The sequence below is a fragment of the Phaeodactylibacter xiamenensis genome (genome assembly GCF_000759025.1).
GTDB lineage: Bacteria > Bacteroidota > Bacteroidia > Chitinophagales > Saprospiraceae > Phaeodactylibacter > Phaeodactylibacter xiamenensis.
This window is the reverse complement of the sequence record NZ_JPOS01000008.1, coordinates 1-15,271: the sequence shown is the minus strand read 5'-3', so window position 1 is coordinate 15,271 and position 15,271 is coordinate 1. Positions and strand designations below refer to the sequence as shown.

The window sequence follows — 15,271 nt, the reverse complement described above, 5'->3', positions numbered from 1 at the left end:
TGAACGGCCTGCCAATCGGCAGCCACGCGTTCGAAGTGCACGTACTGGACGGCTGCGGCAACTCTGACCTTGCCATCCTGCCATTCGACATCATCGACTGCAAGGCGCCAGCGCCAATTTGCATCAACGGCATTGCGATCGAGCTGATGCCAGTAGACGAGGACGGCGACAACCTACCGGACCCGGGTGCAGGCATGGCTGAGATCTGGGCGAGCGACTTCATCGCTTCTCCGATCACTGACTGCTCTGAGCCGATCAAGTACTCTATCAACCGTGCAGGCGAGCCTAACGGCCCTGACCAGGCCGGCCTTGTGCTGACTTGCGACGACGAAGGCACGCTGGTGATCGAGATCTGGGCGTACGACGCAGCTGGCAACAGCGACTTCTGCGAGACTTACATCCTGGTACAGGACAACATGGGCGTATGCGGTGCAGCAGCACCAATGGCAGCCGGTGCAGTCAATACCGAGGACAACGAGCCGGTAGAAGATGTACAGGTCAGCCTTTCCGGCCAGGCTTCTACAGCGATGACGACTCAGAACGACGGCGCTTACGTATTCACGAACCTGACAGCAGGCCTTGACTACACGATCACGCCACAGCGCGACGGCGACTACCTCAACGGTGTGTCTACGTTCGACCTGGTACTGATCAGCAAGCACATCCTGGGCGTTGGCCCGCTGAGCACGCCATACCAGCGTATCGCAGCGGACGTTAACAACTCTGGCTCTATCACTACTCTGGACCTGATCCAGCTGCGCAAGCTGATCCTGTCTATCGATACAGAGTTCGCTAACAACACCAGCTGGCGCTTTGTAGAGGAAGCTTACGTCTTCCCAGGCCCATCTAACCCATGGGCAGAGCAGTTCCCTGAAGTGATCAACATCAATGACCTGCCTGCGACCAGCATCACAGATGCGGACTTCGTAGCGGTGAAGATTGGTGATGTGAACGGGGATGCGGCAGCGAACAGCTTTGCAGTAGTTGACGAGCGCAGCTACGAAGGCACCTTTGCACTGCAGACAGACGAGCAGGAGCTGAAGGCGGGCAATGAGTACCGCGTAAGCTTCACAGCTGCTGATCTGGCACGCATCGAGGGCTACCAGGCGACGCTGACGCTGAGCAAGGGCGTAGAGCTGGTAGACATCGTAAGCGGTGTAGCTACTGAAGACAACTTCGGCCTGGCTTACCTGGGCGAAGGCATGATCACGACAAGCTGGCACTGGGCGTCCGAAGCTTCGGCGAAGGCGTCAACAGACGTTGAGCTGTTCACCCTGGTATTGCGCGCCAACAGCGACGCGATGCTGAGCGAAGTACTGGGCGTAAGCTCAGCAGTTACGAAGGCAGAAGCTTACGGCAAAGACGGCAGCTTCCAGGACGTAGCGATCGAGTTTGGCTCCGCCTCCGCTACAGCTTCGGCGGACAGGTTCGAGCTGTACCAGAACCAGCCGAACCCATTCAAGGGCGAGACTGTGATTGGCTTCAACCTGCCAGAGGCAGCACAAGCGACGATCACGATCAGCGACGTAACCGGCAAGGTGCTGAAGCTGTACCGCCAGGACGGCGCTAAGGGCTACAACCACATCACGGTTAAGTCTTCTGAGCTGGCGGCGACAGGCGTAGTGCAGTACACGGTCAGCACTGGTGCGCACAGCGCGACGAAGCATATGATAATCGTGGAATAGCAGTCACACGATTTGTGTTGGGAGTATAATTTAGCGGGGCGTATTGTATTTTCACGCCCTGCTTTTACTCGTGATTGTGAGACAGTTTTGTGCTAATTCAAAGCGCCCCGCACCGGTATTTGGTGTGGGGCTTTTTTGTGAGTTATGCATGCCTGTCATTCTAAGATGTAAGACATGAAAGGGCCAAGAAGGCTGGGAACCGTTAGCGAAGGGCAAGGGTGTCCGCTGTGAGGGTGAATTTTAATGAAGCTTATAGCAAAAGGGGATTTTGATATACGGAAACTGGCTGTAATACCGATGTCGTTTGGGCTATCCGGCAATAAGCGGGACGGACGAAAGCCTTTCGTGGCTAACATAGGCAGATCCGGCACAATACTCAAACTAATCATCGCTTTTTGAAAGCATGCCTGCTGTAGATGGGGCTGTAAACCATCGCATCGAAAGTATGCCGCAAGGCAGGCCTCTTTCTCTTGTTGCCCAACATCGTTATAGATGGGCTGGGCAGGGAGCTAGAAAGACATGTCCATTGCTTTGTACACTATATTTGCGATGTGATCGTCCTTTTAGGCAGCGAGCGCTCTGCCCGATGGGTACAAGCTAAGCCTGGTTATGTATATGGAAGGTGACCTGAAACCAAAAGTAAATTGTTAAAAGAGCCTACTATAGCTTGGCTAGAAATTCTGTCAATCCCACATTGGTATTGGTAAGGCCTAGCTTCTTCCTGAGCCGGGTTCTTGCTACTTCTACGGCTTTAACGCTTTGTCCGGTTAGAGCAGATATTTCCTTAGATGTCATATTCATGTGGAGTAAGATACAGAGGCGCCGGTCATTGGATGTTAAGCCTTCTATGCCATTTAGGTTCTGGAAGAAATCACTGTGTGATTTGGAGTAGAGTAATTCAAATTCCTCCCAAATGGAGTAGTCCTGAACGTCCCTCAGGCTATTAGCCAGCTCCTGAAGGGGGAATCTGGAGCTTAGCTTAGGCATCCGGTAAAGTTGGAGCAGCTTTTGGATTGTTGCTTCAATGAGCTCATTCCTTGCCATCCGCTCGATTAGTTGAACAGCGAGCTGCTGCTCTATCTCTTCAACAGACTGGAGCAGTTTTTCTTTTTCCAGGGACATTTGTTCCTGCTGGATTTGGCTTTCAAGGTACAGTAAGCGGGATCTTCTTTTTTGTTTTTGGCCAAGCAGTAATAATGTTGTACTGAATAATGCCAGAGAGCCTATAAAAGTAATCAGCCGGAGGTATTGCTTCTGTTTATTTTGAACTTCCTGCTCTATTTCCTTCTTCCATTTTTTAAGCTGTAGTTGCATTTCCATTTTTGTGAGGTCCTGAGAGGATCGCTGCTTGTCGATTTTCTCTTCGGCAGATAGTGCCATTTGGAGGTATCTCAGAGCTTCTTTTTCTTGTCCTTCTTTTTGATAGAGCTCAGACAAGGCGCGGGCAATTTCATTGATAGAAGTATGGGTGTTCTCTGTTTTTACCTGATGAAGGGCTTTTTGGTAATATTGAATAGCATTAGCAGTGTTGCCTGCCTGTTCGTGCCACTGCCCTTTAATATAGTCAACCGCTGATATAAGCGTAAAGTCTCTCCATTTTTGGCAGTATTGTTCGCTTGCTTCTATAATTTGAAAAGCGCGTTCCTTATGGTTGGTATTAAGGTACACCCGGGCCAGGCCAAGTTGGCTGATAATTAGCCCTCTTTGGTATACAGAGGTGTCTAAGGGCAGTTGGAGGCAAAGATCAAAATGATATTCTGCATTATAGTAGTCATTGTGGTCAAGGTATATGGTGCCCACGTTGCTATAAGCGTGAGATAGGTGTAGATAATAAGTCTTGGATGTATCTGTTTGTGCCAGCTTCTGTATGACCTCGATTGCTCTTTTGTTGTAAAGGATAGCGGAGTCCATTTCGTTTTTGCCATATTGGTAAACCCCGCCCAGGTTGTTATAGATATTGGCCAACTGTTCACTGGGCTTATTCAAATCGAGCAATCCCAGCTCCCTTGTAAAGTAGTTAGTCGCTTCTCCAATATAGCCGGCATAAAAAGCGGCCACGCCTCCCTGATTTAATGCTTTTACCAGGTTGTTGGTATCTATCGGCGCCTGTTCTGCAAGGTAGATAGCTTTCACCCCGTATTCCAATGCTTTCATGGGAGAAAGGAGGGCTAAGCTATCAGAAAGAGCGATCAGCTCACTGACCTCCTGATAATAAGGCGTGGTATCTTGTTCTGGATGAGCGTAGCCTATATTGCTCCAGGCAAAAAGTTCAATATAGCAGGAGTTAAATAAAAGCAATGAAAGGATAGTAATGCGGAAAACCGTAAAATTTGTTCTTGTTCTTTTGTGCATATCTGTGGCTCTATTGTTGTTGAGGACAACCTAACTGCGGATTAGCTTGCCTGCTTTATTGTACCTGAGTTACTAGTAACTATTTAGGTCAATTTGCAAAATAGCGAAAAAATAGCGAACTAGCACAGGTGAACAAGGACGAGATCATAGCGCAACAAGCTGAGCAAATAGCAAAGCTGGAATCACTGCTGGAAGCAGCGCTGGCTCGTATTGCAGAGCTGGAAGCACAGCTGAAAGCCAACAGCCGGACTTCGTCGCGGCCTCCGAGCAGCGATGGGCTGAAGAAGGCCCCTGCTTTCCCGCGCAAGAAAGGCGGCAAGAAGGGAGGCCAGTCTGGGCATAAGGGGAAGACGCTTGAGATGGTCGCCCCGTCTGCAGCAGACCGCCTTGTTGTCCACCCGGTAGCTGAGCAAAAATGCAGCTGCGGCCAGAACCTGGAAAGCACTGTGCCAAGCATAAGCTTAGAGCGCCGCCAGGTTTTTGACCTCCCCCCGAAGCTTTTGCAAATAGAAGAGCACCGCCTGGAGGTCAAACATTGCCCTTGCTGTGGCGAGCAGCATACAGGCAGCTTCCCGTCCGGCGTGCCAGCCCCCGTACAATACGGCGACAGGGTACATGCCTTAGTCAGCCTGCTGAATGTGGAGCAAAGCATGCCCGTAGGGCGCATAGGGGAGCTCTTTGCCAGCCTGACAGGGTATGAGCTTAATGAGAATACAGTATCCACTTCCGTACAGCGCATGTACGGGAAGCTGGCCGATGATGAGGCGGTTATCAAAGAGCAGGCATTGTCCAGCCCCGTAGCGCATGCTGACGAAAGCGGTGCCCGGGTGGCAGGCAAACTGCACTGGGCACATAATTTTGTCTGTGGCCTGTTTACTTATCTGTTTGTGCATGAGAAAAGAGGCGCACAGGCGCTGCACAGCGACGAAAGCATAGCTCAAAACTATACAGGCACACTGGTGCACGACTGCTGGGCAAGCTATTTTGGCTTGGAAAACGCCCGCCATGCGCTTTGTGGGGCGCACTTGCTGCGCGAGCTTAGAGGCCTAGCTGAAAACCATGAGCGCCAGTGGGCTGACAAGATGCACAGTTTGTTAATGTACGCTTACGAATTTAGCAGTGGCGGGAGCTCAGTGCTGCCGGCTAAAAAATATAAAACGGTCCTGTCCCGCTACCGGCAAATCTTAAAAGAAGCCAGCCGTGAAGAGCCGCCGCCCGAACTCCGCCCAAAAGGCCGGGCGAAGAAAACAAAAGGGAGGAACCTGCTCGAAAGGCTGGAACGATACGAAGAAGAAGTACTGAGGTTCACGCGGGAGCACGAAGTGCCCTTCACTAATAACCTGGCCGAACGTGATATCCGCCCGTTAAAAACGAAGCTAAAAGTCAGTGGCTGCTTCCGTACCCTACAGGGTGCGCGGCACTATGCAAGGATCAAAAGCTTTTGCAGCACGGCAAAAAAGCACGGCTTGTCTGCCTATGAAGAGTTGCTCAACGCTTGGCGGGGCGAGTCGTTCCTTCGCAGCTACGCTGCCGCAGGAACCCACACCTAAATAGTTACAGTTACTATACTGACGATTAAGTGGTTTGCCACAGCAAACCTACTCAATGTCAGCATTTACGCTGGGAAGTGGATTGCTCCGATGTCGCAAACCACTTCGTATTGCGTATATAGTACGGCAATTATGCCGGCATCGGCTTTTAGGTTGAGGGCTGTATCTGTGAAGCCCAGGTTGACATTATTTTTTCAGTAAAAAGTTGTGGTTGTTCTAGTCTTGCTTGTTCTTGAGTACTTGTGAAACAGGTCATATAACAAATCGTTGTGCTCAAAGATTTAAAGAATATTGATTGAAAGGTATGTAGGTATTCGTGCCTGAAAAATCTGATTTGCCTTTGGTCAATATAACCCATTTCTGATAAATAGTCATAAAAAGTAGAATGTGTTCAACGTAAAGGTTTTTACGGGTTGATTGACAAGTGTTTGGTTATCAATGTTTTTTGTTTGGTTGTTGTGGGATTGATATGGAGGTGAAAAGATCAAGTAGTGGAAATGTATCGGTGTTTTATTCGGTACATGAAATGCTGCGGGACAACTTTACCCATATCAACAAATATCACAATCTCATGCAAAGATTTGACAAAAGGAAGAAAAATGCCTGGCTAAGGCATATTATTTGGCACCCGAGCGGCAGCGGTAAGCGATTGATCCCACCGCTTGGGGAGACGGCCTTATTTTTAAAAGGAGTAACTTTATTGGTTCTGCTTTTATTGCTAGGCACTACAGCTGGCAATAATTTGTTTGGGCAATGTGCCTTAGAGGGCGGGGCTAATGCAACGGCACCGGAAAACCGGCTCGCCTCAATCTCAGATGGTGGCAGTTATTCTGTTTCTGTACCGGTTACAACGGCCTTCCCGGATGGGCTTGATGTAGGGCCGGTGTTTAATTCGATATATATCAATGCAAATGGTACAGTCACTTTTTTCTTCCCATATGAAGATGTCTGGTCCGGTGGGCTACCTATCTATGACGAGGGGCCGATAATTTCAGCTCAGCATGATGGAATCGAGCCTGCTTTCGGGGGAGATATTTATTTTTATCAAAATAGCCAGGAAGGTTATGCGGTAATTACGTACAATGAAGTAGCTCCGGGTACTAGTAATCTCGCTTATGGCACTTCATCAGACCGGAATACTTTTCAGATTATTTTGCGTCAGGGTGCCAACTATGCGAATGACGACAGCGACTTTATTATAGAATTGCGGTACCAGGAGATTAACTGGGTAGGCAAGAACCCTGTAGCAGCAGGGTATAGCCCTGGTTTTACAACAGGCTATGCATTGGTCTCTCCGTATTCCAGCCCGGTCATTAATATTAATGGTACTTTCGAAGCTACTGATGCTACCGATGGCACTTTTGCGGGTATTGTGAATGGGTCCAATACAGGGTCTACCTGCACCTATCAATTTGCAGGCAGCGGCCTGGAATATGCAGATGAGGACGGTGATGGTTTCCCGGATTACATTGAGACGAATCAAATGCCTCCTAACTTTAAGTCAGACCCTTGTTTACCTGATGTGGGGGCTGACTATCTACTGTATAATGTAGATAATACCACATGGTCTATGGCGGACTGTGATGGGGATGGTGTTGACAATGGTGCTGAGGTGATGGCAGGAACGAATCCTTATAGTGCGCCACCTATAGAGTACGACTGCGATATAGAAGGAGGCGCTGATGCGACAGCCGAATCGAACCGTTTGTCAATATCTGACAGTGATGACGATTATGAGGTGGTATCGCTGACAACAGCGTTCCCGAATGGGATTACGATAGGGGGTGAGACTTACGAGGAGTTCAGTATAGGTACGAATGGTTATGTCACCTTTGGGCACAGTAGCGACAGTTATGATGCTACAGGCCTTGCCGGCTACGAGGATGGTCCTATTGTCGCAGCGATGTACGATGACTGGGACCCAAGTGATGGGGGCGATATTTATTATTATCAGAATGCGGCAGAGGGTTATGTAGTAGTTACGTACTATGAAGTAGCACCTTATGACGAACCTCCTGCATTCGGTACCACATCAGACCGAAATACGGCACAGATCATATTGCGTCGCGGAGCCAACTATGCGACTGACCCCAGCGATTTTTTGATCGAGTTGCGTTATCAGGCGATCAACTGGGTAGGCGCGAACAACGAGGGAGTAGCTTCGGCAGGCTGGAGCGCAGGCAACCTGTTAGTCTACGAAGAGATAGCGCCGTATTCGGTAGCAGAAGAAGATGGCCCAGATGACATGGGCATATTCAGCGGGATTACGACGGGCACGAACATAGGTACGTCCTGTACATATCAGTGGGCGGGGAGCGTGCTGAGCGCTGCTCCGGAATTTGATTGTGATTTTGAGGGTGGAGGTGATGCCATTACAATAGCGAATAAGCTGGATATTTCAGATTCAGATGACGATTATGAGGTGGTGTCGCTGACAACAGCGTTCCCAAATGGGATTACGATAGGGGGTGAGACTTACGAGGAGTTCAGTATAGGTACGAATGGTTATGTCACCTTTGGGCACAGTAGCGACAGTTATGATGCTACAGGCCTTGCCGGCTACGAGGATGGTCCTATTGTCGCAGCGATGTACGATGACTGGGACCCAAGTGATGGGGGCGATATTTATTATTATCAGAATGCGGCAGAGGGTTATGTAGTAGTTACGTACTATGAAGTAGCACCTTATGACGAACCTCCTGCATTCGGTACCACATCAGACCGAAATACGGCACAGATCATATTGCGTCGCGGAGCCAACTATGCGACTGACCCCAGCGATTTTTTGATCGAGTTGCGTTATCAGGCGATCAACTGGGTAGGCGCGAACAACGAGGGAGTAGCTTCGGCAGGCTGGAGCGCAGGCAACCTGTTAGTCTACGAAGAGATAGCGCCGTATTCGGTAGCAGAAGAAGATGGCCCAGATGACATGGGCATATTCAGCGGGATTACGACGGGCACGAACATAGGTACGTCCTGTACATATCAGTGGGCGGGGAGCGTGCTGAGCGCTGCTCCGGAATTTGATTGTGATTTTGAGGGTGGAGGTGATGCCATTACAATAGCGAATAAGCTGGATATTTCAGATTCAGATGACGATTATGAGGTGGTGTCGCTGACAACAGCGTTCCCAAATGGGATTACGATAGGGGGTGAGACTTACGAGGAGTTCAGTATAGGTACGAATGGTTATGTCACCTTTGGGCACAGTAGCGACAGTTATGATGCTACAGGCCTTGCTGGCTACGAGGATGGTCCTATTGTCGCAGCGATGTACGATGACTGGGACCCAAGTGATGGGGGCGATATTTATTATTATCAGAATGCGGAAGAGGGCTATCTTGTCGTCACTTATGCCCGTGTAGCGCCTTATGACGAACCACCTGTATTCGGCACGACATCAGACCGTAATACGGTGCAGATCATTCTTCGACAGGGTATGAACTATGCCACTGACCCCAGTGATTTTTTGATCGAGTTGCGTTACCATGAGATTAATTGGGTAGGCGCGAACAACGAGGGGGTAGCTTCGGCAGGCTGGAGCGCAGGCAACCTGTTAGTCTACGAAGAGATAGCGCCGTATTCGGTAGCAGAAGAAGATGGCCCAGATGACATGGGCATATTCAGCGGGATTACGACGGGCACGAACATAGGTACGTCCTGTACATATCAGTGGGCGGGGAGCGTGCTGAGCGCTGCTCCGGAATTTGATTGTGATTTTGAGGGTGGAGGTGATGCCATTACAATAGCGAATAAGCTGGATATTTCAGATTCAGATGACGATTATGAGGTGGTGTCGCTGACAACAGCGTTCCCAAATGGGATTACGATAGGGGGTGAGACTTACGAGGAGTTCAGTATAGGTACGAATGGTTATGTCACCTTTGGGCACAGTAGCGACAGTTATGATGCTACAGGCCTTGCCGGCTACGAGGATGGTCCTATTGTCGCAGCGATGTACGATGACTGGGACCCAAGTGATGGGGGCGATATTTATTATTATCAGAATGCGGAAGAGGGCTATCTTGTCGTCACTTATGCCCGTGTAGCGCCTTATGACGAACCACCTGCATTTGGCACGACATCAGACCGTAATACGGTGCAGATCATTCTTCGGCAGGGTATGAACTATGCCACTGACCCCAGTGATTTTTTGATCGAGTTGCGTTACCATGAGATTAATTGGGTAGGCGCGAACAACGAGGGGGTAGCTTCGGCAGGCTGGAGCGCAGGCAACCTGTTAGTCTACGAAGAGATAGCGCCGTATTCGGTAGCAGAAGAAGATGGCCCAGATGACATGGGCATATTCAGCGGGATTACGACGGGCACGAACATAGGTACGTCCTGTACATATCAGTGGGCGGGGAGCGTGCTGAGCGCTGCTCCGGAATTTGATTGTGATTTTGAGGGTGGAGGTGATGCAATAAAAACAGCCAACCGGCTGGATATTTCAGATGAAGATGACGATTATGAGGTGGTATCGCTGACAACAGCGTTCCCGAATGGGATTACGATAGGGGATGAGACTTACGAGGAGTTCAGTATAGGTACGAATGGTTATGTCACCTTTGGTCACAGTAGCGATAGTTATGATGCTACGGGCCTTGCCGGCTACGAAGACGGTCCTATTGTCGCAGCGATGTACGATGACTGGGACCCGAGTGATGGCGGGTATATTTACTATTACCAGAATGCGGAAGAGGGCTATCTTGTCGTCACTTATGCCCGTGTAGCGCCTTATGACGAACCACCTGCATTTGGCACGACATCAGACCGTAATACGGTGCAGATCATTCTTCGGCAGGGTATGAACTATGCCACTGACCCCAGTGATTTTTTGATCGAGTTGCGTTACCATGAGATTAATTGGGTAGGCGCGAACAACGAGGGGGTAGCTTCGGCAGGCTGGAGCGCAGGCAACCTGTTAGTCTACGAAGAGATAGCGCCGTATTCGGTAGCAGAAGAAGATGGCCCAGATGACATGGGCATATTCAGCGGGATTACGACGGGCACGAATATAGGTACGTCCTGTACATATCAGTGGGCGGGGAGCGAGCTGAGCGCTGCTCCGGAATTTGATTGTGATTTTGAGGGTGGAGGTGATGCAATAAAAACAGCCAACCGGCTGGATATTTCAGATGAAGATGACGATTATGAGGTGGTATCGCTGACAACAGCGTTCCCGAATGGGATTACGATAGGGGATGAGACTTACGAGGAGTTCAGTATAGCTACGAATGGTTATATCACCCTTGGGCACAGTAACGATAGTTATGATGCTACGGGCCTTGCCGGCTACGAAGACGGTCCTATTGTCGCAGCGATGTACGATGACTGGGACCCGAGTGATGGCGGGTATATTTACTATTACCAGAATGCGGAAGAGGGCTATCTTGTCGTCACTTATGCCCGTGTAGCGCCTTATGACGAACCACCTGCATTCGGCACGACATCAGACCGTAATACGGTGCAGATCATTCTTCGACAGGGTATGGACTATGCCACTGACCCCAGTGATTTTTTGATCGAGTTGCGTTACCATGAGATTAATTGGGTAGGCGCGAACAACGAGGGGGTAGCTTCGGCAGGCTGGAGCGCAGGCGATCTTTGGACCTATGAGCAGGTAGCTCCATATTCAGTTGCAGAAGAGGATGGCCCAGATGATACAGGTATATTCACTGGGATTACAACAGGCTCGAATATAGGAATGTCTTGTACTTATCAGTGGGCAGGAAGTGTGTTGGCTCCGATAGACACAGATGAAGATGGATTGGTTGATTTAGTAGAGCTGGAGCTTGGCTCTGATCCTAATAATCCTGACACAGATGGTGATGGGGTAACAGATGGCTCTGAATATTCAGATGATACTGATTTTCTGGACCCCTGCGACCCTGCGCAAGATGCAGGCTATACGGGCTACGATGCGGATAACGCAATTTGGGCCGTAGCCGACTGTGACGACGACCTGATCCCGAACGGGGAAGAGCTCGGCTTGGGCACGGACCCCTACAACGAGGATACGGACGGGGACGGCACAGACGATGCGCTGGAAGACGAAGGGCAGACGGACCCGCTGGACCCCTGCGACCCGGTTAAATGGGGAGGCTACACCGGCTATGATGCGGACAACGCAATCTGGGCAGGTGGCGACTGTGACGGGGACCTGATCCTGAACGGGGAAGAGCTCGATTTAGGCACGGACCCCTACAATGAGGATACAGACGGCGATGGTGTTCCTGACGGGCAGGAAGTTGCCGACGATACAGACCCGCTTGAGGCTTGCGAGTATGAGTTTGCTTCTGTCACGCTGCCAAAAGGCCAGGAATGGAATGCTGCCGATTGTGATGGCGATGGGCTGGACAACGAGCTGGAAGGCGACGAGTTGGTAGACACGGATGGCGACCTCATCCCTGACTTCTTCGACCTGGACAGCGATAACGACGGAATCCCGGATGCGGACGAATCATCGGATACTGTTGCCTTCGATATTGACGGTGATGGCACACCTAACTATCTGGATCTTGATTCAGACGGCGACGGCTGCTTCGATGCAGTAGAGGCCAGTGATGGCCTTACCCCTGCCGACCTGAGTGGTGGCCGCATCCCCGGTGAAGTGAACGGGGATGGCATACCGTTAGCGGTGCTTGAAGGAGAAATGGAAGGCCTGGAGGTGACAGAAGCCTGGGGCAGCGATGAGATATTCAGTGATTTCTGCGGTTCGGACATCGGCGGCTTTGTCTGGCTGGACAACGACCGCAACGGCTTGTTCCTGCAGCAGCAGCCTGGGCTTCCGGGCATAAGCTCCATGCCTTCTTCTGAAGAAGTGCTGCCTGGCGTACAGGTGCGCCTGTTCGGCACGGACCTCAACGGAAATCCTGTTGATGAGGTGCAGACAGCGGATGCTGACGGCTACTACCTCTTCGAGCTGGTGCTGGCGGGCGACTACTGCATGGAGGTCAGCTTCGAGGGGCTGGACAATGCCGAGGACTACGTGCTGACCATCCCTAACGTAGAGGGGAATGCCATTGACAGCCTGGACTCTGACTACTCCCTGGAAGGGGAGCAGTGCTTCACTTTGGAGGCGGGAGCATCGAGTGTCTATGACCTTAACGCGGGCGTTTTCCTTGATGCCGACAGGGACTATATCCCGGACGTGAACGACCCGGACATTGGCGGCGAGATGCTGGACCCACAGGGCTTCATCTACTGTGAGAATACGGGCGAGATCATCAGCGGTGGAACCATTGAGGTGACGGGCCCGGGCAATGTGACGATGGTCGCGGACGGCTCTACAGGCTTCTATCAGTGGTTTGTGGACGCAAGCGGGGTCTATACGATGACACTAACAACACCAAGCGGCTATGGTATCAGCACGGACTGCACGGACAGCGGCCAGCTGGACCCAGAGCCGGGCATTACAATCGTGGGCAGCTCAGAGGAAGCGATGAGCGGCTTCATGGAAGACGCGTCCTGCGGTGCGAACCCGTTCTACATGGAGTTTGTGCTTTCACCGGGCGACGTGGTGCTGAACAACAACCTGCCGCTGGCCTGCGCCGAGATCGGCGACCGTGCATGGAAGGACTTCGACCGTGACGGGCTGCAGAGCCCCGGCGAGCCGGGCTTAGGCTTCACAGAAGTGCGGCTGCTGGACTGCGCGGGCAACGGCGTGGACACAGTGGTATCGGACATCGAAGGGCGCTTTTTGTTCACCGGGCTTCCTGCGGGCGGCTACGTGCTGGACTACGAAGGGCGTGCCGAATGGGCCGGCACCCTGCCGAACCTGTGGTCGTACGCGGGCTATCAGGCCGGCTCAGCGGAGCTGGACTCCGATATTACGGCGAGCGGTTCCACGGAGTGCGTGACGCTGGGCGTAGGGGAGAAGAACTACACAGTGGACGGCGGCTACGAAGTGCCGTACACGTACAGCTGCAACTGCGACGGCTCGATCACTTTGGAGTGGTCGCCGGTCAGCGGGGAGCCTGGCGTGACGTACACGGTAGATATAGAGGACAGCGCGGGCAACCCGGTGCTGGACTACGTGAACATGACAGAAACGAGCGTGACGATCGCCCACGGCACGCTGCAGAACGGCGAGGAGTACCGCCTTGCGATCACGGAGAACATCAGCACGAGCAATGTGGTGTCCATCACCGGGGCACTGTACGCAGACTGTAACCCTGTGCCAATGGCATCGGTCATAAGCGCTGCGGGCCCTGCGTGCCCCGGCGGCACAGACGGCAGCGTATTGTTTGAGCTGGAAGAATCTGGCTGTGCGGGCCGCTACGCGGTGTACCTGGAGCAGGATGGCAGCGATATATTGGTTGCAGCGGACACGACGCTTGCGGGCAGCTTCAGCGTGAGCGGGCTTGGCGAAGGCAGCTACAGCCTCCGGGTAGAGCTATTGGATACGCTGAGCTGCGGCTACGGCGTAGGGTGCTTCCCGCTGGAGGTGGAAGATTTTGTGTCCCTGTCCAATCAGGACATGGAAGGCCCGTCGCTGGAGGTTTCAGCGCAGGGCGGCGTAGGGCTGGGCTCTGGCGCGTCGTTCACTTATACGCCCCCAGAAGGGGAGTGCGGCGTACAGCTGGAGTGGCTGGCAGAGGTGTCTGACAACTGTACAGCGGGAGATGCGATTGCGCTGAGCGTGAACATAGAGAGCGATGTTGCAGGCGTAAGCCCGTGGGCGGCAGCCGTGCAGGCGAGCTCCGGCTATGCGGTGAGCGTCCATGCAGGCATAGGCACGAACACAGTAGTGCTGACCGCCACAGACGAGGCGGGCAACAGCACGGAGCTGTCCTACGAGATCACGGTAGTGGACAACCGCGCCCCGGAGATCTACGGCCCTGGCGACATGCAGGTGCAGATCCCAGGCTGCGAAGACAGCGCCCCTGTGAACTGGCAGGTATCAGCAATAGACGACTGCAGCCTGGACGTGGAGCTGGAGCAGGTCAGCGGCCCGCAGCCGGGCGATGTGCTGGCGCCAGGAGTATACACAGTAGTCTACGAGGCTACGGACGGCTATGGCAATACGAGCCAGTACAGCTTTGATATCACCCTCACACAGGCGCAGAGCCCTGCGCCGGTCGTGGACGTGTCCGGCAACGGGCAGTTCGTGATCGAAGACTGCGCGGAGGACGGCTTTATCGTCTTCTCAGGCCATATTTATGACTGCGAGCTTCAGGCGGGCGATGTGCCCGACGGGCTGATCAGCATCAGCGGCGCGCCACTGGAGCTCACCTACATCCAGGTGAACGAAGGCTATGCGTACTTCGAAGCCACGGGCAACCTGAGCGCCGGCAGCTACCTGATCGTTACCAGCTACGAAGGGGTAACAATAGACCATGCTGTAGAAGTGGTGCAAGGCCCGGACACGCCGGCGGTAATGACAATGCCCGGCAACCTGGCCTACCAGGTGCCGAACTGCGAAGGCGAGGCAGCGGTAAGCTTTGCGGTACAGCTGGAAGACGACTGCGACGAAGACTTCAGCAGCGCGAGCTTCACGGTGAACGGAGCGCCAGCGCCCCCATTCGACGCAGCGCTGTCTGACCCTGCAAACGGCTACTTCGCGTGGAGCCTGAGCCTGAGCCCTGGCGTGTACACCATCGTGGGCACGTATACGGATGGCGGCGGCAATACCACCGAGGCTACGGCTACGGTCACGGTGAATGCAGACGAAGACAATTC

The 15,271-nt window shown here is 52.5% G+C and carries 4 protein-coding genes; 3 read left to right on the top strand and 1 reads right to left on the bottom strand.

The features are described 5' to 3' along the window. Positions 1-1,685, top strand: a 1,685-nt coding sequence (locus IX84_RS02540; protein ID WP_044216315.1) for a dockerin type I domain-containing protein, incomplete at its 5' end; no start/stop codon positions are given. 660 nt (positions 1,686-2,345) lie between these two features. Here IX84_RS02540 and IX84_RS02535 read toward each other — a convergent pair. After that, entirely contained in the window at positions 2,346-4,037 is a 1,692-nt protein-coding gene (locus IX84_RS02535) for a tetratricopeptide repeat protein (protein WP_044216313.1), read from the bottom strand. 128 nt (positions 4,038-4,165) lie between these two features. On the opposite strand from IX84_RS02535, the gene tnpC reads away from it, so the two are divergent. Then, the gene (tnpC, locus tag IX84_RS02530) at positions 4,166-5,587 is read left to right on the top strand and encodes an IS66 family transposase (protein WP_052515688.1); all 1,422 of its coding nucleotides are present in this window, start codon (positions 4,166-4,168) and stop codon (positions 5,585-5,587) included. A 571-nt stretch (positions 5,588-6,158) separates the two neighbouring features. Next, on the top strand, positions 6,159-15,271 hold a 9,113-nt coding region (locus IX84_RS02525), incomplete at its 3' end, for an SdrD B-like domain-containing protein (RefSeq protein ID WP_316931672.1).